We start from the raw sequence: 22,336 nt of genomic DNA on the forward strand, positions 1-22,336 counted from the left end.
GCTCGTACTGCGCCAACCCCGACACCTGGAAACTGCGCGACGGGCGCAGTATGACTGTCGACGAGGTGATGGCAGAGATCGCGAAATACCGCTCCTTCATCGACACCGCCGGCGGGGGAGTCACGCTCAGCGGAGGTGAGCCGCTCCTGCAGGCCGACTTCACCGCCGAAGTCTTGCACCGCTGCCACGAGCTGGGTCTCCACACCGCCCTGGACACCTCCGGCGCTCTCGGCGCCCGCGCCGGTGACGCGCTGCTCGCCGATACCGACCTGGTCCTGCTCGACATCAAGTCCTTCGACATCGAGGCTTACCACCGGCTCACCGGCGGCCACCTGGCCCCCACCCTGAGCTTCGCCGGACGGCTCGACCGACTGGGAATCCCGGTCCGGATCCGCTATGTGCTGGTGCCGGGCCTGACCGACGACCGGGCCGCGGTGGACGGCCTGGCCGCCTTCGTCGCCGGTCTGGACAACGTCGAAGGGGTGGACGTGCTGCCCTTCCACACGATGGGCACCCACAAGTACGACGACCTCGGCATCCCCTTCGTACTGCGCGACACCCCCGCACCGGGGCCCGCGCTCCTGGAACGGGTGCGAGGTCAGTTCCGGGTGCACGGCGTGCCGGCCGTGTAGGCCGCGGGCAGGGACGTTCGGCCCCCCGGAGGGACCTGCAAGGCCCCTCTGCATCCGCTCCTGGGCCTGTGAGGCTGGAAGCGAGCGGGAGACCGCACATCACTCCATGACTTCGTGCGGTACACCATCGACCGCGGTCCGACGACTCTCCGGAGGGCTCCATGTCCGACACGAGCGCGAACACTTCCGACGGCCCCATCGTGGTGGGCACGGACGGCTCACCGTCCGCCCGCCACGCCGTGCTCGTCGCGCTGCGCGAAGCACAGCTGCGCGGCACCGGACTGCGGGCCGTCTGCGCCTACGACTACGGGCCCGACCGCTATGCCGGCTACGAGTGGCTGACCGCGTCGGACAACGCCGGTCTGTACGTGCAGCTGCGTGACATCGCGGAACAGGCTGTGACCGACACCGTCGCCGAACTCCAGAAGGAGCTCGGCGGTACCCCGGTGGAAGTGGAGGTCGTGGTCGAACCGGGACGCCCTTCGCAGGTGCTGCTCGAAGCCAGTGCGGACGCCTGTCTGCTGGTGGTCGGCACCCGGGGAGCGAGCTCCTGGGGGCGCCTCAGGCTCGGCTCGACCAGCACGGAGGTCGTGCACCACGCACACCTTCCGGTCCTGGTCGTCCCCGGCGACGACCCCGACGCCGCGTAACTCCGATCGCAACGACACCGGGTCCCGGACCCGGGGACAGGTTCGCATCATGACCACCATCAGCTTGTCGCAGGCTTCGCACCCGGACGTGACCGCCATCCCCGAGGTCCGGATGCTGCTGAAACCGCAGTGCGCGGACCGGGGAATGGTCGACGGTGCCTGGTGGCCGCGCACACGTGACCTGGCCCGTGAACTGCCGTTCCTGGTCGCGGTCCTGGACGAGCGCTGGGGCCGGATCACCCGGGTCGCGGTGAATCCCCGCAGCTGGCCGGAGATCCCGAAGAAGGTGCCCGCGGGAATCCATACCGTGAGCGTCGGATGGTTCGACGCCGAGCAGGACCCCGACGACCTGCTGCTGCTCTCCTACACCGTCGGGCGCTGGGACCTGCTGATCGTGCCGCCGGAGTGCGACCCCGAGCGCGCCGCTTGGCTGATGTGCGCCGCGGGCGACGTGGACAACCGGCAGAGCGTCCGGGAGCTGATGGCCGGCCCGCGGTCGGTGCGGCACACCACCACGCACGCGGCTCCGTGGGAAGCCCTCTGAGGGCGACAGCAGTCGACGACAGCCGGGGCCGGCCTGCGGGCCGGCCCCAGCTGCAGTGGTTCCAGGGCTATGTGTCGTTGTCCTCGGGGGAGTTCATTCGCAGTGCGGCGCGTCCGGACTCCAGCCGGGCGGCCGGCAGGCGGAACGGGGAGCAGGAGACGTAGTCGAGTCCCGTCCGCTCGAAGAAGTCGATCGAGTCGGGATCGCCGCCGTGCTCGCCGCAGACGCCGATTTTGAGGGCTGGCCGGGCCGCACGGCCTTCCCGTACCGCGATCTCCACCAGGCGGCCGACACCGTCCCGGTCGATCGTCTCGAACGGCGAGGCGGCGAAGATGCCCTGAGCGAGGTAGGTGGCGAAGAAGGACCCTTCCACGTCGTCGCGGGAGAATCCCCAGGTGGTCTGGGTGAGGTCGTTGGTGCCGAAGGAGAAGAAGTCGGCCTCCTGGGCGATCCGGTCGGCGGTCAGGGCCGCTCTCGGAAGTTCGATCATGGTGCCGATGGGGCACGTCACCGTCACTCCCGCGGAGAGGGAGACCTGTGCGAGGACGGCTTCCACCTCCCGGCGCACCATGCGCAGTTCCTCGACCGTACCGACCAGCGGAACCATGATCTCGGCCTGCGGGTGCCCGCCGTCGTTCAGCCGCTGGGCGACCGCCTCACCGACGGCCCGTACCTGCATCGCGACCAGGCCGGGCACCACCAGACCGAGACGGACGCCGCGCAGTCCCAGCATCGGGTTCTGTTCGTGCATACGCTCGACGGCGGCGAGAAGGTCGACGTCGTGCGGGTCCGGAATCTGTCCGGTGGCGCGGACCGAGGCGACCCGTACGGCCAGTTCGACGCGGTCGGGCAGGAACTCGTGGAGCGGGGGGTCCAGCAGCCGGATGGTGACGGGCAGCCCGTCCATCGCCGCCAGGATGGCGGTGAAATCCGCGCGTTGGAGGGGCAGCAGCGCGTCCAGGGCGCGCTTGCGTCCGGTGTCGCTGTCGGCCAGGATCATCGACTCGACCAGCCGCCGGCGTTCGCCGAGGAACATGTGCTCGGTGCGGCACAGTCCGATGCCCTGGGCGCCGAAGCGCCGGGCGCGCGCGGCGTCCTCGGGGGTGTCGGCGTTGGCAAGGGTCTCCATCCGGCTCACCTCGTCGGCATGCGCGAGGATGCGGGCCACCGCGTCCACCACGCCAGGAGGTCGCTCTCCGGTTTCGAAGTAGTGCATCACAGGTGACTCGACCAGCGGCTGTGCGCCGAGGTGGACGGTGCCGGCCGAGCCGTCGATGGACACCACCGTGCCCTCGGCGACCACGGTGCCGTCGCGCGTGGTGAAGTGCCGGGCCGTCTCGTCGACCGTGATCTCCTCGGCTCCGCAGACACAGACCTTGCCCATGCCTCGCGCCACCACGGCCGCGTGACTGGTCTTGCCGCCCCGGCTGGTGAGGACGGCTTGCGCGGCGATCATTCCCGGCAGGTCGTCGGGGGTGGTCTCACGCCGGACGAGCACCGTCCTGGAGCCCGCGGCAGCCAGGCGTACCGCCTCCGCCGAGGTGAAGACCACGGCGCCGACGGCCGCACCCGGCGATGCCGGGATGCCACGCGCCAGCGGTGTTCCCGCTGCCGCGTCGTCGAAGCGGGGGAACATCAGATGGGTGAGCTGCTCACCGGTCACCCGGCGGAGGGCCTCTGCCGGGGAGATGACGTCCTCGTCGATCAGCTGGGCGGCGATACGGAAGGCCGCTTCCGCCGTGCGCTTGCCGACGCGGGTCTGCAGCATCCACAGCCGGCCGCGCTCGATGGTGAACTCGATGTCGCAAAGGTCCCGGTAGTGGTGTTCCAGGATGCCCAGGTAGTCGCGCAGCTGTGTGTACGAGAGCGGGTCGATGGCCTCCAGCTCCTGCAGCGGAACAGCATTGCGGATGCCGGCGACGACGTCCTCGCCCTGGGCGTCGGACAGATAGTCGCCGTAGATGCCCCGGCGGCCGGTGGCCGGATCGCGGGTGAACGCCACGCCGGTGCCGGAGTCCGGGCCGAGGTTGCCGAAGACCATGGTCTGGATGTTGACGGCCGTGCCGAGGTCGTCGGGGATGTGCTCGCGCCTGCGGTACAGCCGGGCCCGCTCGCCGTTCCAGGACTCGAAGACGGCGAGGATCGCGCGGCTGAGCTGGTCGGCGGGGTCCTGCGGGAAGTCCTCACCCGTCGCGTCACGCACGATCCGTTTGAACTCCTCCACGACGTCAGGCAAGTCGTCCGGGTCCCGGTGCTCCGCCAGAGCGTCGGCGAACAGGGAGCCGTCGACTCCCATCGCGGTGCTGCCGAACATCTGGATGAGTCGCCGGTAGGAGTCCCAGGCGAAGTGCTCGCGGCCGGTGGTCTTCGCCAGGCCGTGCACCGAGTCGTCGTTCAGACCGATGTCGAGGATCGTCTCCATCATGCCGGGCATGGAGAAACGTCCACCGGAGCGTACCGAGAGCAGCAGCGGGTCGTCCGGGTGGCCCAGCTTGCGCCCGCCGGCGAGCTCCAGGGCTGACAGCCGGGCGGCAACCTGTATTCCGAGGCCGTCCGGCTCGCCTCCGGTGGCCAGGAAGGCCCGGCAGGCTTCGGTGGTGACGGTGAAGCCGGGTGGCACGGGCAGGCCGATACGGGTCATCTCGGCGAGATTGGCGCCCTTCCCCCCGAGGAGGCCGGCCATCTCACGGCCACCCTCGGTGAAGTCGTACACGTACTGGACCATGGTGCGGCCGCCTCACTTCGCAGGATTGAATCGGGGCCGGGAGCGGCCCCGCCGTCGACGCGCCGTTCAGTGGGCCTGACTCAGCTGTGCGATGGGCCGGGCAACGAGCCTTGTGGTGTCTCGGGGACGAGCAGGACCGGGCAGTGGGAGTGGTGCAGCAGAGTGGTGACCGGGCCGAGCTGAGGTCCCAGCAGGCCCTGTCTGCGGTGCGCGGTGACCACGATGTGATCGTTCCCTTCATCGAATGCGTCCGGCGTCCTGCTGCGGCTTCCGCCGGGGGACCTCGGCCCGCGTGCCGTGGGAACGGGCCGGCGGGCCGGTGTCCGTTCCGCAGTCCCTCAGGTACAGCCTGGCCCGGCACCGGTGCCGGCCGCTTGGGCCACTCGGACCCGGTACAGGGGTCCAACCGGCCCGCATCGCGGAGAGAGGTCCGTGACGTCGGAGTGCCTGGCCGAACCGGCCGCGTCTCCTCAGCTGAAAGCGGTCTTCAGCGCCTCGAAGGCGGCCTTCGGGTCGGAGAGGGCGTGGTAGATGCCCGGGATCTCCTTGTCCACGTCCAGCAGCCCGTACACGGCGTGCATGGCACCGCGGACCGAGTACTCGACGGTGAACACCACGTCCTCGGGAATCTCGACGAACTGCCCGAGGAAGGCGAAGTTCGCCGCTCCCGCGGGGATCACCAGCGGCCTGTCCCGAACGCTGCGGCGCTCGAACTGGCTGGTGATGTACGGCATCATCACGGTTCTCACCGTCGTGGTCGCGGCGACTTCCTGCGCGATGTCCTGGAAGCCGAGGTGGCCGAGGAGCTCGGTGAGGATCTCCTGGCCGGTAGCCTCCGACATCTTCTTCCCGGTGTTCTCGCCCTCGTTGTCGACGAACAGGCCGTAGCCCCAGAGGGTGAAGACGTCGTCGGGCTGGCCGTCGAAGTGCGGCTGGGAGGGCACCACGATGGACATCAGCCAGTTGGAGTCCTTGAACGTCATCAGGCCGCCGGTACCGGGCGCGTTGCCGGAGAACTCCTCGATCCGTTTCAGCAGTGCCGGGCTTCGCATCGTGAGGGTGAAGGACTCCCATTTGGCCTCGTCGACGTCGGCGTTGAAGGAACTGGGGCGGCCGAAGTCCTCCGCCTTGCGGGCCAGGGTCTCCCACAGCGTCCAGCCGCCGTCGCGCTTGTCGCGGATCAGCTCGGGGGCGGTGTCGTCATCGCCGTACGTGCTGTCGGCGGTCATCGAGCCGAGCGTGATGAACGCGTAGTCCTCCGGGCCGAGGTCGTAACCACCGTTGCTGCCGTTCTGCTGGAACTCGATCCGTGACGCGCGCCGGTCACCGATGTCCCCGACGAAGTCCACGTTGGTCACCGTCACGCCGTACTCGATGCGTACACCGCGGCTCTCCAGCCACTTCTGCACCGGGCGGACCAGGGAGTCGTACTGGTTGAGACGGGTGCGCCGCACTCCGGCGAGAGTGTGGATCCGCGGGAACTCCTGCATGAAGCGCAGGAAGTACCGCTTGAGTTCGATGGCGCTGTGCCAGTTCTGGAAGGCGAAGGTGGTGCGCCACATGGCCCAGAAGTTCGTGTCGAAGAAGTGCTGTGAGAAGAAGTCCTCGATCCGGCGGGGGCCGATCACGGACTCCGGGAGTGCCAGAAGGCGGGCCAGGTCGACCCGGTCACGCGTGTTGAACCCGAGTTGAGCCGCGTCGAGGATGGAGTGATCACCGGCGATGAGCCGGGCCTTGGCGCCGGTGACGGTCTGCCGGTTGAACTCCCGCGTCTCCTGCAGCACGGAGACGTTCTCGTCGTCCAGCGTGGGGATGGTCTCCAGCAGGTTCCAGAGGCAGACGTACGCCTCCTCTTCCAGCATCCGCCCGCCACGCGTCACATAACCAGTTTCCGGGCCACCGCCGCCGTCCAGGGAACCGCCGGCGATGGGGAGTTCCTCCAGGATGTGGATGTTCTCGCCCTGGAGGCCGCTGTCACGGATCAGGAACACCGCTGCCGCGAGTGCTCCGATGCCGCCGCCGACCAGATAGGCCCGGGTGTGCCGTGCTGTGTCCATGTGCTGGTTCCCCTTTGATGCCGCCCAGAGCGCTGGGACCGATGCGTCGGAGCCCGCTCCGCCTGATCGACAGGTGTGCGGTCCGATGCTGGATCCCCAGCCAACGCCACGAGGGTCACCGCCGTCGTGGGCTGTCCGGTACCCAGGTCCAGGGACCTTTGTCCCTCGGAGCGAAGGGGGTGCCGGGGTGATGGCCTGGGGGCAGAGGGCGGGCAGGACCATCAGCCGTTCACTCCTCCCACCTGCGGGACCAATGGCCCTCCTTCTGGTCCCGGCGGGCCCTCCAGCCCGGCTCGAACCCGCATCAGGATGAGGGCAGACGGCGATCCGGCCGTGCTCTGAAGTGGCGAGACGCACCGGCAGGCCTGAGGACCACGGCCGCCAGCGACGCTCTCGCCCGCCAATCGAACCGAGGCACGCCATGCCCGTCCTGATCATTACTGTCGTGGTCCTGCTCCTCCTGCTGATCTGTGCGATGGCCGTGAAGATCGTCAAGCAGTACGAGCAGGGGGTGCTGTTCCGGCTCGGCCGGGTGCTGGGCGAGCGCAAGCCCGGTCTGCGGCTGATCATTCCGTTCGTCGACGTCCTGCACCGGGTGTCGCTGCGGATCGTCACCATGCCGATCCAGTCGCAGGGCATCATCACCCGCGACAACGTCAGCGTCGATGTGTCCGCGGTCGCTTACTTCCGGGTGGTCGACCCGGTGAAGTCCGTCGTCGCCATCGAGAACGTGTACGCGGCGATCGACCAGATCGCGCAGACCACGCTGCGCAAGGTCGTGGGACAGCACACCCTGGACGAGACGCTGTCCGAGACGGACACGATCAACCTGGACATCCGCGAGATCCTCGACGTCACGACGGTCGAGTGGGGCGTCCAGGTGACGCTGGTGGAGCTGAAGGACATTCAGCTGCCCGACAGCATGAAGCGGGCGATGGCCCGTCAGGCCGAGGCCGAGCGGGAGAAGCGCGCGAAGATCATCAACGCTGAGGGCGAGTCGCTGGCCGCCGCGGCCCTCGGTGACGCCTCGGACGTGATGATGGCCCACCCGCTGGCCCTGCAACTGCGCAACCTGCAGAGCCTGGTGGAGATCGGCGTGGACAAGAACACCACCGTCGTCTTCCCGGCCCCGCTGATGAGCACCATCGGTGAACTCGGCTCCTTCCTCGCCCGTGAGACCGCGGCGGCGATCCCGGTCGTCCCGCCGACGGCCAGGAACACGGAAGCGGAACCTGCCACCGAGCCCGCGTTCGTGGACATCACGACAGCCGACACCCCGGCCGTCTCCTCCAACGGCGTTCCTCGCGCGATCAGCAAGTAGTCCGCCGACCGCGACCGTGTTCAGAAGTGAGGAAGATCCGTGCCTGAGATGACCAACAACCCGCCGGCTGACAACGATACGAAGTCCGACCTTCCAAACCAGGAACCGAGGAAGGGGATGTTCGGACTGCCGACCGCGACCGCGCTGGTCATCGGTTCCGTGATCGGTACCGGGGTGTTCGCCCTGCCGACCGCGCTGGCTCCGTACGGGCCGATCAGCCTGGTCGCGTTCGTGCTGGTCACCGTCGGCGCGCTGGCACTGGCCTTCACGTTCGGTGCGCTGTCCAAACGGGTGCGGGGATCCGGCGGCCCCTACGTCTACGCCCGGGACGCCTTCGGCGACTTCGCCGGCTTCCTCAACGCGTGGTCCTACTGGATCACGGCGTGGGCGGGCAACGCGGCCATCGTCGTGGCCTGGGTCGGGTACGTGGAGGTGTTCTGGAACACCGGCCACGCCAAGACCTGGTCGATCGTCATCGCCATGGTCGGACTGTGGATACCGGCGGTCATCAACCTCTCCGGTATCCGGAACATGGCGGTCACCCAGATCGTCACCACCGTGCTGAAGTTCGTGCCACTGCTGTTCATGGCCACCGTCGGGCTGCTGTTCATCAAGGCGCACAACTTCGGCGCCTTCAACGCCAGCGGCACCTCCGCCGGTGCCGCGATCTCCGCCGCCGCGGCCATCGCCCTGTTCAGCTATCTCGGGATCGAGACCGCATCGGTGGCCGCAGGACGGGTACGGGACCCGCAGCGCAACGTGGGCCGGGCAACGATCCTCGGCACCGTCGGCTGCGCGGTCGTCTACATCCTGGGCACGGTGACGGTGTTCGGCACCGTCTCCAACGCGGCTCTGCAGAAGTCGGCCGCGCCGTTCACGGACTCGGCGGATGCCATCTTCGGCGGCCGATGGGCCGGCCAGTCCGTTGCGGTCGCCGCGATCGTCTCCGGACTGGGCGCCCTGATCGGCTGGACCCTCATCGTCGCCGAGATGCCGATGGCCGCGGCCAAGGACCGCCTGTTCCCGGCCGCCTTCGGTCGCACCCGTAAGGGCGTCCCGGCATTCGGGATCATCAGCTCGACGCTGCTCGCCTCCGTCCTGACCGCCGTCAGTTACAGCCAGTTCGAGAAGGTCTTCACCACCCTCGTCCTGCTGTCCGTGGTCACCGCCGTGATCCCCTACATCTTCAGCGCCGGCGCCCAGCTGTACTGGCTGCTCACCCGCGGGCGCCAGACCCGGTGGCCGCACCTGTTCCGCGACTGCGGGGTGTCCGCCGTCGCCCTGGCCTTCTCGTTCTGGTCCCTCGCCGGCAGCGGCTACCAGGCCGTCTACTACGGGCTGTTCTGCCTGCTCCTCGGTCTGCCGGTCTACATCTGGCTCAAGGCCGCACGCAACGAGTACGGCGAGACCCCCGTCATCCCGGACGGTGAGCCCTCCGTCGCAGGCGCGGTCCCGCTCCCACCCGCGGCTCCGGCGGACACCCCAGTGGGGCACACGACGTGACCCGGCCCCTGACACCTTCCGGAACCGGCGCCCGACCTTCGCCGCACATCAAGGAGACCACCATGACCCGCACCCTCGGCGTGCATTCCGAAGTCGGCCCGCTGCGCGAGGCCATCGTCCACCGCCCCGGGCTGGAGCTGAACCGCCTGACGCCCGGCAACTGCGACGAACTGCTCTTCGACGACGTGCTGTGGGCCGCCAAGGCCCGCGAGGAGCACGACACCTTCGTCCAAGTACTCCGCGACCGCGGCACGACGGTCCACCACTTCGACCAACTCCTCGCCCGGACGCTGGAGCGCCCGGAGGCACGGGCCTTCGTTCTGGACCGCATCTGCACCCCGGAACTGGTGGGCCCGACCCTGGCGACACCCCTGCGACGGCTCGCCGACGAGGCGGACCCGGCGACGCTGGCCGAACTGCTCATCGGCGGAGTGACCCGCGCCGACCTGTCGCCCCTGCGGGTGCGCAGCCTGCGCTGGCAGAGCCTGGAACTGGACGACTTCGTCCTCGCGCCGCTGCCCAACACGCTGTTCCAGCGCGACAACTCGGCCTGGATCTACGGAGGCGTCACGATCAACCCGATGGCCAAGGCCGCCCGGCAGCGCGAGTCCCTGCACAGCCGTGCCGTGTACACGTTCCACCCGTTGTTCGCGGACGCGACCTTCCCGGTGTACTACGGCAACGACGACACCAACCACCAGCCGGCCACCCTCGAAGGTGGCGACATCCACGTCCTGGGCCGAGGTGTCGTCCTGATCGGGATGGGGGAGCGGAGCACTCCGACGGGCGTGGAGATCCTGGCCCGCGAGCTCTTCCGCAGCGGACAGGCCAGCACCGTGATCGCCGTCCAGCTCCCCAAATCGCACGCCTTCATGCACCTGGACACCGTGCTGACGATGATCGACGTCGACACCTTCGTCCGCTATCCCTACCTCGACCCGAAGGCCCTGCGTACCTGGGTGATCGTCCCCGCCGACCCGCAGGAGACCGTCGAGCACGACACCGGCGGCCTGCACGTCGAGCAGCGCGACGACCTGTTCGCCACCATCGCCGACGCCCTGGGCCTGGACAAGATCAGGGTGCTGTCCGCCGATGAGGACGCTCGGGCGGCCGAACGCGAGCAGTGGGACGACGCCAACAACTTCCTCACCGTCGCACCCGGGGTCGTGGTCGGCTACGAACGCAACACCGTGACCAACGCGATGCTCCGGGACAACGGCATCGAGGTCATCAGCATCCCTGGCAGCGAACTGGGCCGCGGCCGGGGCGGCGCACGCTGCATGACCTGCCCCACCCAGCGCGACGGAATCTGACCCACCCCGCGACCCGTGCCCCGGCGAATCCGCCACCATCCACGATCAGCCCCCTGTGAGGACTTCCCCCATGCCTACGTCGACGCCCACGACCGCCACCCACCACCGGCCCGGCTCCCTCCTGAAGGAACTCGACCTCGACAAGTCGGGATTCCTGGCGCTGATCACCGCGGCCGGGCAGCTCAAGGCAGCCAAGGCGAACGGCTCCGAGCGCCCCCAGCTGGAGGGCAGGAACATCGCGCTGGTCTTCGAGAAGAGCTCCACGCGCACCCGCTGCGCGTTCGAGGTCGCTGCTCACGACCAGGGCGCACATGTCAGCTACCTGGGCCCGGAGGGATCCCACATCGGACGTGAGGAGTCGATCCGTGACACCGCCCGGGTGCTGGGCCGGATGTTCGACGGTATCGAGTTCCGCGGATTCGCCCAGGACACCGTGGAGGAACTGGCCGACCACGCCGGCGTCCCGGTGTGGAACGGGCTCACCGACGAATGGCACCCGACCCAGATGCTCGCCGACGTCCTCACCATGACCGAACACCATGCCGGCCCCGTCGAGGAGATCGCCTACTGCTTCCTGGGCGACGGCCGCAACAACGTGGCCCGCTCCCTGCTGATCACCGGGGCACTGCTCGGCATGGACGTCCGCATCGCCGCACCGCGCGACCTGTGGCCCCCGGACGACGTGATCGCTGAAGCGGACCGGCTCGCGGTGACCAGCGGGGCACGGGTGATGGTGACCGAGGACGTCGAGCAGGGCGTGGCGGGCGCCGACTTCGTCTACACCGATGTCTGGGTCAGCATGGGGGAGTCGGACGAGCAGTGGAGTACCCGCATACCGCAACTGCTGCCCTACCGGGTCACCGAGAAGGTGCTGCTGGCCTCCGGCAAGCCCGACACGAAGTTCCTCCACTGTCTGCCGTCCGTCCACGATCGCAGCACGCAGCTCGGCCGGCGGCTGTTCGACCGCTTCGGCCTCGACGGGGCGGAAGTCACCGACGAGGTCTTCGAGTCGCCGCGCTCAGTGGTCTTCGACCAGGCCGAGAACCGCCTGCACACCATCAAGGCCGTCCTCGTCGCCGCGCTGGGTGCCTGAGATGCGCATCGTGGTCGCGATCGGCGGCAACGCACTGCTGCGGCGCGGTGAGAGGCCCGATGCCACCGTGCAGGTCGACCACATCCGAGCCGCCGCCCAGGCACTCGCGCGGCTGGCACTGGAGCACCAGCTGATCATCTGCCACGGCAACGGTCCCCAGGTCGGGATGCTCTCCCTGGAGAGCGAGAACGACCGCGAACTGACGCACCCGTACCCGTTCGACGCACTGGTCGCGCAGACCCAGGGCATGATCGGTTACTGGCTGGCCCAATCGCTGCGCAACGCGGGGGTGATCAAGCCGGTCATGAGCCTGGTCACCCAGACGCTCGTCGACCCGTCGGACCCCGCCTTCGCGACCCCGACGAAGTTCGTCGGGCCGGGATACCCGCACCGGCAGGCCCAGCAGCTCGCCGACCGGCACGGCTGGACGATCGCAGTGGACGGCGACCGATGGCGCCGGGTCGTCGCCTCACCCGAACCACTGCGGATCATCGAGCAGGAATCGATCGACCTGTTGCTCGACCACGAAGCGACCGTCATCTGCGGGGGAGGCGGCGGTATCCCGGTCACCCAGGACGGTACCGGTCAGTCGAAGGGTGTCGAGGCGGTGGTCGACAAGGACGCTACGGCCGCTCTTCTCGCGGTGGCCGTCAAGGCCGACCGACTGCTGATCCTGACGGACGTGCCCGCGGTGATGGAGGGCTTCGGCACCCCGCAGGCCACCCCACTGCGCCGGCTGGCCCTGGACGGTTTGGCAGCGCTGCACTTCCCCGCAGGCTCCATGGGACCCAAGATCGCGGCCTGTCGGCACTTCGTCGGGGCCACCGGCAGAACAGCCGCCATCGGATCGCTCGACGACGCCGCGGCGGTACTCACGGGCGACGCCGGAACGGTCGTCGTCCCCGGCGATTCTTCGGATACGAGCAGCGGGATGACGGCCGGGGCGGACGCGGCAGTCGGGCGCTGATGACCTCCGCCGGCCCGGCTGCTGAGCTGGGCCGGCGGAGGTGCCGTGCCGCAGGCTGCCCACGGTCAGCAGCTGTGCCCCGGCCGCAGCCCGTTGAGCGTGCGCGGCTCCGGGTGACCGACGGGGTCAACGGACGTGAATCCGGCGTCCGGTGATCCGGTCCGGGGCGATCCGCACCCACATGGCGCGGTCGCCGCCGGCCCATGGCCCGCTGTGGGTCCGTTCGATGAGGTGCCGGACAGTGTCCGGGTCCGTGACATGTTCGGCGTTGCCGACGACGAGCACGCTCCATCCCTGGCTCAACGCCTCATCGATGTGATCCACCTCGAAGGCGACCCGGGCCCCGATCGACAGTGCGGGCGCGGATCCCGGCGATGTCCTGAAGACCAGCGATCCGTCCGCCATCTGGTAGTTGACAGGGACGATGGCGGGACCGTCGTCCCCGGTCACGGCAACGCGTCCCACCCCGTGCGTGGACAGCCGTGCTCGGCATTCTTCCGGCGTCATCTCCACCAGTTCCGGATGGCGCGCCGCCTTTCCGAGGCCGGGTGGCAGATCCGTGCCGCCCCCGCGCAGCTCGGACACCGTGGTCTGCAGCGCGTCGGCGAGGCTGAGGAGGAGGACCGCGCTGGGGACTGCGGTCGGCTGTTGCTCCAGGTACTCCAGATAGGGAGTGGCCATACCTGCCAGGTCGGCCACCTGTTCGCGGGTGAGGCCCAGTTGCTCGCGACGCAATGCCATGCGCCGTCCCATGTCTCCGACAGGCCGGTGACTGACGGAAGCGGCGTCTGTTCTCGTCTGCTGGTTCATGGCCAATCGCTTCCCTGGTGATGTCGGTGGGTCCCCGGGTTCGGTGTCAGTTCCGGTGTCAGCTGTCGTCCTCCGGACCGCCCACCGATACGGAGGCGCCGTGGTTCACGCCGAAGGGGCCGTACAGGTCGAGCAGCCGGGTGCGCGTGGAGTGCAGCCGGTCTCCGATGACCGCGGCGCAGAGCAGGACGAACTCATGTCCCAGAGCGGGATCGGCAACACACAGTTCACGGACCGCCGCCGCCGGGAACTCCCAGGCCTGCACGGCGGTGTGCGCCTGGGCGCCGAGTTGCCACCGGAACGGCGGGAACAGCCAGGACCAGCCGAGGAGTTCGCCCGCCGAGACGGTCTGCACCACGGCTGCCTGCCGTCCGGGGACGTGCAGGTCCAGGGTCACCTCGCCGCGGTCCAGGACCCAGAAGCGTTCAGCGGCCTGGTCGGCGTCGAAGATCCGTGCGCCCGCGGGAAAGGCGACCGGTCTGGACAGCGCCATCAGCCGGTCACGGTGTGCGGTGGTCAGCGTGTCAAGAATGGAGTGTGTCGTGGACATCGCACTGTCCGTTTCCGCGGCTCCGCGGTCTTCGACGTGTGCAGGCGTGGTCGCGCTTCGCCGCTTTGGTCGACCGTCGTTCCTGCCTGCCCTCTCATCCTCACCCCGGGGCGCGGACGCGGGCAGGGGCCGAACGTCCTCAGCCGGCGGCAGGGCGGCCCGGGTACGATGATGTTGCAAGCTGGTCACGGAAAGTGACGATCCCCCCGCCCCGCCCGCACCGCCCCTTCAGTGTTCGATGGGCTCACAGGTGGTCTCACCGCCACCGCACCCCATCCCGTCCGCGGGCAGCTGGAGGGTGCGGGAGGTTCCCGGGGCGAGGGTGAGGGCGCGGCCCGCGAGCCGGATGCGGACGGGAGGCTCGTCGGACGGCGGAACGTTGATGCTCAGGCTTCGGCGTGCATGGTCAGTCCGATGCCCCAGTGGCTTCGGTAGCGGTTGGAGGGGCCGTATTCCGACAGTTCCGGGAGCGGCGCCGGGTCGAGTGACAGCTCGTCCTCGCGGAGTTCCAGTCCGGTCAGACCGCGCTGGACGAGGTCGAGCGTGCCGGCCATGGCGCCCAGGTGGATGCCCTCGGCGGTGGTGCCGCCCTGAAGGTCGGCAACGTCGCCTGTGAGCGCTTCCTGGCAGTACTTCCAGGCGCCGGCTCGGCGGGCCCGGGCCAGTACCCATCCGTGGACCAGCCCGCTGAGGGTCGAACCGTGGCTCGTTCTGCGCAGGTAGTAGCCGACGGTCGTGCGCCAGGTGTCGTCGTCGAGTCCGTACCCGAGGCGTCGGAAGAGCGTGGTGAGTTCGGCCGGTGAGAAGAGGTAGCCGAGCATCAGAACGTCGGCCTGCTTCGACGCCTGGTACCCGTTGACGGTGTCGCCCTCGGCCTCCAGGATCCGGTCGAGGCGCCGGATGTCGCCGTGCCGGGCACGGTAGCCGTCCCAGTCCAGTTCGGCCAGGTCGCCATAGCCCTCGAACTGGCTGATGATCCCGCGATGGAAGGGCACCCGCAGCCGGTGCGAGACGTCCTCCCAGAGTTTGAGTTCTCCCGTGTCCAGCCCGATGCGCTCGAACAGCGCCTGGCGGCGTGGGGCCGGCAGGCTCGTGGCGAGTTCCAGAGCGCGGGCCAGGACCCAGGCGGCGGTCACATTGGTGTACGCGTTGTCGTCGAGGCCTGGCTCTGCGGCACCGGGGTACGCGTCGTGGTATTCGTCCGGGCCGACCACGCCGCGGATCCGGTAACGGCCGTATTCCTTGTCCCAGACCGCCCTGTCCGCCCAGAAGCGGGCGATCTGCAACAGCATCTCCGCGCCCGCCGTGTGCAGGAACTCGGTGTCCCCGCTGGCCTGGCAGTACTGCACGACGTTGTAGGCGATCGCCGAACCGACATGGTGCTGGAGGCGTGAGTGATCGGGCAGCCACCGTCCCGACCGGGGATTCAGGTGCAGTGTCTGGGTCTCCTCGCGGCCGTCGCTTCCGCTCTGCCACGGATACATGGCGCCGGTCCGGCCGGCCGCGGTCGCCGACCGGCACGCCTGGCCCAGCCGCCGGTAGCGGTAGGACAACAGGGCCCGGGAGACCTCCGGGAGATGCAGGTTCAGAAAGGGCAGGACGAACAGTTCGTCCCAGAAGACATGGCCGCGGTAGGCCTCGCCGTGCAACCCGCGGGCCGGCACGCCTGCATCGAGATCGGCGGTGTGCGGGGAGAGCGTCTGCAGCACATGGAACAGATGCAGCCGCAGCACCTCCCCGGCCTCGCCCGGCACCTCCAGCTCCGCCCGCTGCCACAGGCGCTCCCACGCGGCTTCGTGGGACGCGAGCAACGTGGTGAAGTCGCCGGCCCGCCGCACCCGGCCGATGGCCGCGTGCAGCGGATCGCTGATCGCCGGATCGCGCGACGTGTGCAGGCCGACGGTCTTCTCGACGACGACAGGGGCGTCGGGCGCGATCGGCAGCCTCAGCGCATGGGTGGCGGTGCGGTCCCCTGCGACGAGCCGTACCGAGGTGGGGATGCTGCCGGCCACCTGGGTTCGGGCGGCCAACGCGATGAGGATGTCGGAGGTGGTGGTGCGGCACTCCAGCCACACGGTGTCCGGCGCGGTGACCCCGGTGTGCCAGCGGCCGAGGTGCCGGCCGTTCAGATCGCGATAGCGGTCGACGCCCGAGTTGGTGACATCGCCGTCGAGGGCGGATTCCACCTCCAGCTCGCCTGCCCAGCCCTCGGCGGTGAACTCGGTTCGCAGGGCGGCCAGATGTGGATCGCCCATGTGCACGAGTCGGGACTGCACCACGGTGATCCGGCGGCCCCGCACGTCACACAGCCGCATCCGTCGCGTCAGCGTTCCCTGGCGCAGATCCAGGACCTGTCGGTACTCCAGCAGCGAACCGTCGTCGGGGGAGAACCAGGGGCCGGGCGCGGTGCCGCCGTCGGGATCCGGGTCGGAGGCCGCGTCACGGGCGCGAAAGCGCAGCGGCAGCCAGTTCGGCAGGTTGACGATGTCCTCGTTCTCGACCGTACGTCCGGATATGTTCGAGGTCAGCCGGTTGTAACAGCCCGCCGCGTAGGTCCCCGGATAGTGCGCGGTGCCCGCCTCCTCCTCGGGGGCGGCGCCGCGGGTGGCGAAGTAGCCGTTGCCGAGGGTGCACAGCGATTCGCGCAGCCGCTCCTGCGCTGGGTCGTATCCCTCATAGTTCCAGGTCCGGTCCGGCATCGTCAGCTTCCTCCACCGATCAGCAGTTCGGCCAGGTCGCGGACCACGATGCTCGCGCCGTGTTCGCGCAGATCGGTGGCGCTGGTCGGTCCCGCGGTGCGGTCGACGCCGACCACCAGGCCGAAGCCGCCCCGCCGGCCCGCTTCCACGCCCGCCAGAGAGTCCTCGATCACGGCCGCTTCCGCCGCGGGTACGCCCAGGCGACGGGCGGCTTCCAGGAACAGTGCAGGGTCGGGTTTTCCCGCCAGTTTCAACCGGGCGGCTTCCTTGCCGTCCACCACGGTCCGGAACAGGTCCTGTACGCCCGCGCCCGCGAGGAGTTCGGGCGCGTGGCGGGAGGCGGATACGGCGGCGCAGGGCACACCGGCGGCACGCAGCGCGTGCAGTACCCGCACGGTGCCCGGCCAGGCGGCGATGCCACCTGACCGCAGCTGCCGCGTGAACAGTTGCTCCTTGCGGGCGGTGACCGCCTGCACGGTGCTCGTTCCGGGCGGGTCGTCGGGATCGCCCAGGGGAAGCCGCAGGTCGCGCGAGGCGAGGAAGGCGGCCGCGCCGTCGAGGCGGCTCCTACCGTCGACGTAGCGCCGGTAATCCTCCACCGGGTCGAACGGGCGGTCGTCTCCCGCTGCCCGCAGGCAGGCGTCGAATGCGGTCTGCCAGGCGGCGGCGTGCACCCGGGCCGAGTCGGTGATGACCCCGTCGGTGTCGAACACCACGGCCCGGACCGACTGCAGGATCGGCAGCATCGGCGTCGCCGCTGACGCGTCGGCGTTCTCCTTCGTCAGGGGGCGCAGCCGTCGCGCGGCGTCGTGGCCCGCCGTCGTCACAGCCGGGCCGCGACGTAGGTGGTGAGGTCCAGCAGGCGGTTGCTGTAACCCCACTCGTTGTCGTACCAGCCGAAGACTTTCACCAGATCACCCTGCGCCTGGGTGAGCCCCGCGTCAACGATGCACGACGCCGGGTCGCCGATGATGTCGCGCGAGACGATCGGCGCGTCGGTCACTCGCAGGACGCCTCGCAACGTCCCCTCGGCGGCCTCCGTGAATGCCGCGTTGACCTCCTCGGAGGTGACGTCCTGCCGGAGCAGCACCGTCAGGTCGGTCAGGGACCCGTCCTCCACCGGAACCCGTACCGCGATGCCCTCCAGGACCCCGGCCAGTTCGGGGAGCACGATGCCCACTGCGCGGGCGGCGCCCGTGCTGGTCGGGATGATGCTCACGGCGGCGGACCGGGCGCGCCGCAGGTCCTTGTGGGGGCCGTCGAGCAGTGCCTGGTCGTTGGTGTAGCCGTGGACGGTGGTCATCATGCCCTTGATGATCCCGAAGCGTTCGTGCAGAACGTGGACCATCGGTACGACGCAGTTGGTCGTGCAGGACGCGTTCGACACGATGTGGTGCCGGCCGTGGTCGTAGTCGGTCTCGTTGACGCCCATGACCACGGTGAGGTCCACGTCCTTGGCCGGCGAGGAGATCAACACCTTGCGAGCCCCGGCCTTCAGATGCAGCGATGCCTCGTCGCGGGTCCGGAAGCGGCCCGAGGACTCGATGACGATGTCCACCCCGTAGGTACCCCAGGACAGTTCCGGCGGATCGCGGACCGCGGTCACCACGATGCGCCGGCCGTCGACCGTGATCGACTCCTCGTCGTGGCTGATCGCCCGTCCGAGGCGTCCGAAGGTCGAATCGAACTCCAGCAGGTGGGCCAGTGTCGCGGCCGGGGCGATGTCGTTGATGGCCACCACCTCGACCGGGGCGGTGCCGGCGTCTGCCCGGTCCAGGACACAGCGCAGGTAGTTGCGCCCGATGCGGCCGAATCCATTGATGCCTACACGTATGGCCATGATGACGTCTCCTCGTTCGGTCGGTGATGGTCCGTCGTGTCCCGCCGGGTCGTGCGACGTGGCTGGACGCAACGGTGCTGGGCGGGTGTCGGGGTGGGGGTCAGAGCAGCCTGCGGTGGTCGCGGACGACCGGCAGTCGCGCCCAGATCCGGCCGAGGCCCCAGACGGTGCCGGCGGAGGCGACGGCGAGCGCGATCATGACCGCCGCGTAGAGCAGGTGGTGGTCGACGAGCGGGTTGCTGGACATGCTCAGCGTTCCGTCGGAGGCGTGGCGGGCCGGCGGCCATTCCGCCATCCACATCAGCGCCATCATGGCGGTGCCCCTTCCGGGATCTGGAGGAGGGACGCGGCAACCGCGTCCGCTCTCAATGTGCCGTCGCGGCAGCCGGGACCGCAGGGGCCCGCAGTCCCGACGACCGGGCCGAACGTCCCTACTCCGAGGGCCCGTTCAGCCGGCCGGGTACGTTGAGTCCGACCTGTTCGGTGCTGGCGTCGAGGCGCGGTTCGTCGTCACACCGGACGCCGGCCCCACTCGGGAGCGGTCAACGCCCAGGCCCTTTCCCATTCCGTCATGCGCCGCCGATCGGCACCCCGGCGGACCAGTCCGCGCACCATGACGATCGCGAATGCCGCGCAGCCGACGCCCAGCGCACCACCGACCAACGTCATCGACGTGAGCTCTTCGCCGGCCACGGGCGCCGGGACCTGCCGGCCGGTCCGGTCCAGCCACACCGTGGTCCTCGAACCGCGCAGACTTCCGGCATCTGCTTGCACCGCACCGGTCCCCGTGGTTCCGGCGGCGGCGGTCCAGCGCACCTTGACGTCATAGTGCACAGTGCCGCCGCCCGGTCGCGGAACCGCCTCCGGCGCGTTCTCCAGCAGGACCGCAGTTACGGGATGCCGCGACGCCCGCTGCTCCTTCGAGGCCTGGAGTGCGGCGGTGTGGGCCGCGCGCCCGGCGGTGAAGGCGGCCGCGGGCAGAAGGAGCAACAGCGCAAGTGCCGTTGCCAGGTTCACCCAACTCTCGATCACGTCCGAGCGGCGGCACAGCGGATTGCTCCGCCGCTGCCGCCACCGCAGTTGCTTCTTCACGGTGTCGCGACCTCCTTGACCAGTTCGCGTGCGACACCGCGTGCCCACAGCCGGATCTGCTCCGGGTCGCGGAAGTCACCGCCCCGGCCGGACTTGACGATCATGCGGGCGATCCGGCCCTTGGCGCCGTCCTGCAGGCAGCCGCCGAACGTGACGTGTCCGCGGGCCTTGAGACGGTCGACGAGGCGCTGGACACCTGACACCGGAGAGATGAGGCCTCCACGGGCTGTGGCGTCGAGAGGTCCGCTGCTGAACAGCCAGACGGGCCGCTCGGTCAGATCCGCCTCGTGGTGCCCGGCGAAGCGGACCGCCTCGCGCCGCCACCGGCCCGCGTACAGGGCGCTGCCGAGGACAACAGCGTCGTAGGGGCCGACTCTCTGCACTTCTCCGACAGCCCGGGCCTCCGCCGCCAGACCCTGCTCACGCAGCGCCTCGGCGATCATCGTGGCGATGCCCGCGGTGGAGCCGTTCTTCGATGCATACGCGACGAGTACGCGTTCGGTCATCACAGGTCTCCTGACAGCTTTCACAGCCGGCGAATTCGGTGCGGCGCGGCAGCGCGCTCCGTCCCCGAGCCCGCCGGTGGCCGGCGGACCGGCTCCGTTCCAGCCTGAAGGCCGTGAACCCGCTGGGGGAGGGGCCGCAGGGCCCTGCCAAGGGCCCGACCGGCCCCATGAACCCTGGCCATCACGCGGCGGTGGTGGCGGCGATGTTCACAGGGTTGGGCCTTGGTGTTCATCGTTCGGCTGGTCGGGCGGTCCGGGTGACCAGCAGGCCCGTCCGACCGGCCCAACATGACTTACACTTGAAGAGTTCTTCAATTTGGCATTTAACGGACTGCTTAATGGATGAGGATCGACTGGCGAGGTGTGACGAGGCCATTCATCGATGTGAGGTGTGAACAGGTCGACTCGCGTGGCGTGAGGGCAGCGGCTGGGGGACCGGAACGCTGCCCAGCGTTCGTGGCGGAGCTCGGCGTAAGCGAAGGCTGCAGAAGGTGGGAGATGAGACGTTGCCAAACGTGCAGATTCCGCTTTATCAGGCGAAAGCGGAGTTCTTTCGAATGCTGGGGCATCCGGTACGCATCCGTGTGCTGGAGCTCCTCCAGGCTGGGCCCATGCCGGTTCGGGATCTCCTGGCCGCAATTGAGGTTGAGCCGTCGAACCTTTCGCAGCAGTTGGCTGTTCTGCGACGTTCGGGGATCGTGGTCGCCAGCCGTTCGGGGGCAACCGTGAACTATGAGTTGGCGGGCGCGGATGTGGCGGATCTGCTGCAAGCCGCACGGCGGACCCTGGGGCAGTTGCTGGCGGGCCAGGAGGGACTGCTGGCAGAACTTCACGCGGACCAGGGAGCGGATGACGCAGTCAACGGGGATCAGGTCATCCGGTGAAGCGCCGTGGCGCGACGTCCGGTACCGCGCCCCGGGTGCCGTGGCCGTTGGCGAACTCACCACAGTCGATCGCGCGATCAACTACCGCCACCCTCAGAGGGCTGGGGCATTGCCGCGACGGTTCGGTGCAGCGGCTCGGCAATGCTCCGTGTCATGGTCCGGTGACCAGCGTTGCGTCCGCGTGCCGGGAGGCGGATCCGGCACGAGTCGTGGCGATGAGGCCTCCGCGACCCGCCCGGTGTCGCGGATCCCGCGCAGCAGGATCATCCAGGCCCTTGCCCGTCGATCGATGGTGCGCCTTGCACGTGGTGCAGCGGCCACCCCGCATTGCCGGAGCGGGGGTTCTCCTGCAGGGCGGCCGCCGTTCGTGGGTGTCAGGTCGAACCAGGCGGGCGCAGGAAGTTGGCCCTCTGGGGTGGTCCGTTGGCCACCTGAATCTACGAGACTCGTTAATTGCCAATGTTAGCAACTATAGAGCCTGTGCAGAGCGGGAACGCGCAAGCTGTGCCTGCGGTGGGACCGTAATGCAGGGGCAGGCACCGCTAGGCGGCATGTTGCGGGCGGTAGGGCCCAGTTCCCCGCCCGGGCCGCAGGTTGGCCACAGCATGACAGGTGAGCGTTTCTTCGGCGGAACCGCTTCCAGCTGCTGCGCCGGTGGCCGTCACGCCGCCGTCCTTGGATTCGGACCGAGGGTGAGGACGCCGAGCGCAACGCCGTCGTCGTCCACTACGGGCCACACGGCCAGTGACCTCTCGCGCATAGTGGCCTCGGCCTCGCTGAGGGGCATGTCTGAGAGGGCGAAGGGACTGCAGTCGTGGGGGATGTCGCGCACGCGGGTGGCCTCGGTATACCAGGGCTGGGCGCTGTGGGCGGTGAGCTGATCTCGGGTGACGATGCCGGCGCAGTGACCCTCGTCGTCGCGGATGAGGACGTGGTCGGTGCGGGCGCCGTGGAGCACGGCGAGGGCTCGGTCGATGGTCGTGTGGTCGCTCACCTGTAGCTCGGGGAGCGCCATGGCGTCGGCGACGGTCGGGCGGGCGGCATCGGTCATGGTCGGCTCCGCAAGGTTCGGGCCCGCGGTCCGGTCAGGAGTGGCCGGGTGGCGAGGTCGTCAGGGTGGGATTGGTGGCACGGAGGTCTTGCAGGAGCT

At 69.3% G+C, this 22,336-nt stretch carries 18 protein-coding genes and 3 pseudogenes; 9 read left to right on the top strand and 12 right to left on the bottom strand.

Annotation, left to right across the window (positions count from 1 at the left end; translation table 11 throughout):
- The 3 genes from pflA to C6N31_RS40365 form a co-directional block, all read left to right on the top strand.
- Positions 1-632, top strand: a 632-nt coding sequence (gene pflA, locus C6N31_RS40355) for a pyruvate formate-lyase-activating protein (protein ID WP_198359470.1), incomplete at its 5' end; no start/stop codon positions are given.
- A gap of 161 nt (positions 633-793) precedes the next feature.
- Positions 794-1,282, top strand: a complete 489-nt coding sequence (locus C6N31_RS40360) for a universal stress protein (RefSeq protein ID WP_138351990.1) — start codon at positions 794-796, stop codon at positions 1,280-1,282.
- A 49-nt stretch (positions 1,283-1,331) separates the two neighbouring features.
- A complete protein-coding gene (locus C6N31_RS40365; RefSeq protein WP_232486252.1) occupies positions 1,332-1,826 on the top strand; it encodes a DUF5994 family protein in 495 nt (164 codons plus the stop codon).
- A gap of 67 nt (positions 1,827-1,893) precedes the next feature.
- Here the strand turns inward: C6N31_RS40365 and ppdK are convergent, their stop codons facing one another.
- From ppdK to C6N31_RS40380, 3 genes and pseudogenes are all read right to left on the bottom strand, one after another.
- Entirely contained in the window at positions 1,894-4,551 is a 2,658-nt protein-coding gene (gene ppdK, locus C6N31_RS40370; RefSeq protein ID WP_138351989.1) for a pyruvate, phosphate dikinase, read from the bottom strand.
- An 80-nt stretch (positions 4,552-4,631) separates the two neighbouring features.
- Positions 4,632-4,781, bottom strand: a pseudogene (locus tag C6N31_RS40375) (universal stress protein); the annotation flags it as partial.
- 240 nt (positions 4,782-5,021) lie between these two features.
- On the bottom strand, positions 5,022-6,608 hold the full coding sequence (locus C6N31_RS40380) for an oleate hydratase (RefSeq protein ID WP_138351987.1): 1,587 nt from the start codon (positions 6,606-6,608) through the stop codon (positions 5,022-5,024).
- 445 nt (positions 6,609-7,053) lie between these two features.
- Between C6N31_RS40380 and C6N31_RS40385 the strand changes: the two genes are divergently transcribed.
- From C6N31_RS40385 to C6N31_RS40405, 5 genes are all read left to right on the top strand, one after another.
- Positions 7,054-7,929, top strand: coding sequence for a slipin family protein (locus C6N31_RS40385; protein WP_307811597.1), 876 nt, complete (start codon positions 7,054-7,056; stop codon positions 7,927-7,929).
- Positions 7,930-8,046: 117 nt separating this feature from the next.
- Positions 8,047-9,432, top strand: a complete 1,386-nt coding sequence (locus C6N31_RS40390; RefSeq protein ID WP_198359471.1) for an amino acid permease — start codon at positions 8,047-8,049, stop codon at positions 9,430-9,432.
- A gap of 62 nt (positions 9,433-9,494) precedes the next feature.
- Entirely contained in the window at positions 9,495-10,745 is a 1,251-nt protein-coding gene (locus C6N31_RS40395; protein WP_138351985.1) for an arginine deiminase, read from the top strand.
- Positions 10,746-10,815: 70 nt separating this feature from the next.
- Positions 10,816-11,838: an ornithine carbamoyltransferase gene (gene argF, locus C6N31_RS40400; RefSeq protein ID WP_138351984.1), complete on the top strand. Its 1,023-nt coding sequence runs from the start codon at positions 10,816-10,818 to the stop codon at positions 11,836-11,838.
- 1 nt (position 11,839) lies between these two features.
- On the top strand, positions 11,840-12,805 hold the full coding sequence (locus C6N31_RS40405; RefSeq protein WP_138351983.1) for a carbamate kinase: 966 nt from the start codon (positions 11,840-11,842) through the stop codon (positions 12,803-12,805).
- 126 nt (positions 12,806-12,931) lie between these two features.
- On the opposite strand, the gene C6N31_RS40410 is transcribed toward C6N31_RS40405, so the two are convergent.
- The 8 genes and pseudogenes from C6N31_RS40410 to C6N31_RS40445 form a co-directional block, all read right to left on the bottom strand.
- Entirely contained in the window at positions 12,932-13,546 is a 615-nt protein-coding gene (locus C6N31_RS40410) for a helix-turn-helix domain-containing protein (protein ID WP_232486254.1), read from the bottom strand.
- A 127-nt stretch (positions 13,547-13,673) separates the two neighbouring features.
- Positions 13,674-14,165, bottom strand: coding sequence for a Crp/Fnr family transcriptional regulator (locus C6N31_RS40415; protein ID WP_198359472.1), 492 nt, complete (start codon positions 14,163-14,165; stop codon positions 13,674-13,676).
- A 228-nt stretch (positions 14,166-14,393) separates the two neighbouring features.
- A pseudogene (locus tag C6N31_RS40420) lies at positions 14,394-16,864 on the bottom strand (glycoside hydrolase family 65 protein).
- A 2-nt stretch (positions 16,865-16,866) separates the two neighbouring features.
- Positions 16,867-17,610 (bottom strand): HAD family hydrolase, encoded by a 744-nt coding sequence (locus C6N31_RS40425; protein ID WP_198359474.1) that lies wholly within the window; start codon positions 17,608-17,610, stop codon positions 16,867-16,869.
- A 77-nt stretch (positions 17,611-17,687) separates the two neighbouring features.
- Positions 17,688-18,704: a type I glyceraldehyde-3-phosphate dehydrogenase gene (gene gap, locus C6N31_RS40430; protein ID WP_138351979.1), complete on the bottom strand. Its 1,017-nt coding sequence runs from the start codon at positions 18,702-18,704 to the stop codon at positions 17,688-17,690.
- 100 nt (positions 18,705-18,804) lie between these two features.
- A pseudogene (locus C6N31_RS40435) lies at positions 18,805-19,026 on the bottom strand (hypothetical protein); the annotation flags it as partial.
- Positions 19,027-19,214: 188 nt separating this feature from the next.
- Positions 19,215-19,796, bottom strand: a complete 582-nt coding sequence (locus tag C6N31_RS40440; protein ID WP_138351978.1) for an Rv1733c family protein — start codon at positions 19,794-19,796, stop codon at positions 19,215-19,217.
- Entirely contained in the window at positions 19,793-20,302 is a 510-nt protein-coding gene (locus tag C6N31_RS40445) for a flavodoxin domain-containing protein (RefSeq protein ID WP_138351977.1), read from the bottom strand. Before C6N31_RS40445 ends, C6N31_RS40440 begins: the two co-directional genes overlap by 4 nt.
- A 515-nt stretch (positions 20,303-20,817) precedes the next feature.
- Between C6N31_RS40445 and C6N31_RS40450 the strand changes: the two genes are divergently transcribed.
- Positions 20,818-21,186 carry an ArsR/SmtB family transcription factor gene (locus C6N31_RS40450; protein WP_138351976.1) on the top strand — a complete coding sequence of 123 codons (369 nt, stop codon included), beginning with the start codon at positions 20,818-20,820 and terminating at the stop codon, positions 21,184-21,186.
- A 661-nt stretch (positions 21,187-21,847) separates the two neighbouring features.
- Here C6N31_RS40450 and C6N31_RS40455 read toward each other — a convergent pair.
- The gene (locus tag C6N31_RS40455; protein ID WP_138351975.1) at positions 21,848-22,237 is read right to left on the bottom strand and encodes a CBS domain-containing protein; all 390 of its coding nucleotides are present in this window, start codon (positions 22,235-22,237) and stop codon (positions 21,848-21,850) included.
- Positions 22,238-22,336: the final 99 nt, after the last annotated feature.

The sequence above is a fragment of the Streptomyces fildesensis genome (genome assembly GCF_016107395.1).
GTDB lineage: Bacteria > Actinomycetota > Actinomycetes > Streptomycetales > Streptomycetaceae > Actinacidiphila > Actinacidiphila fildesensis.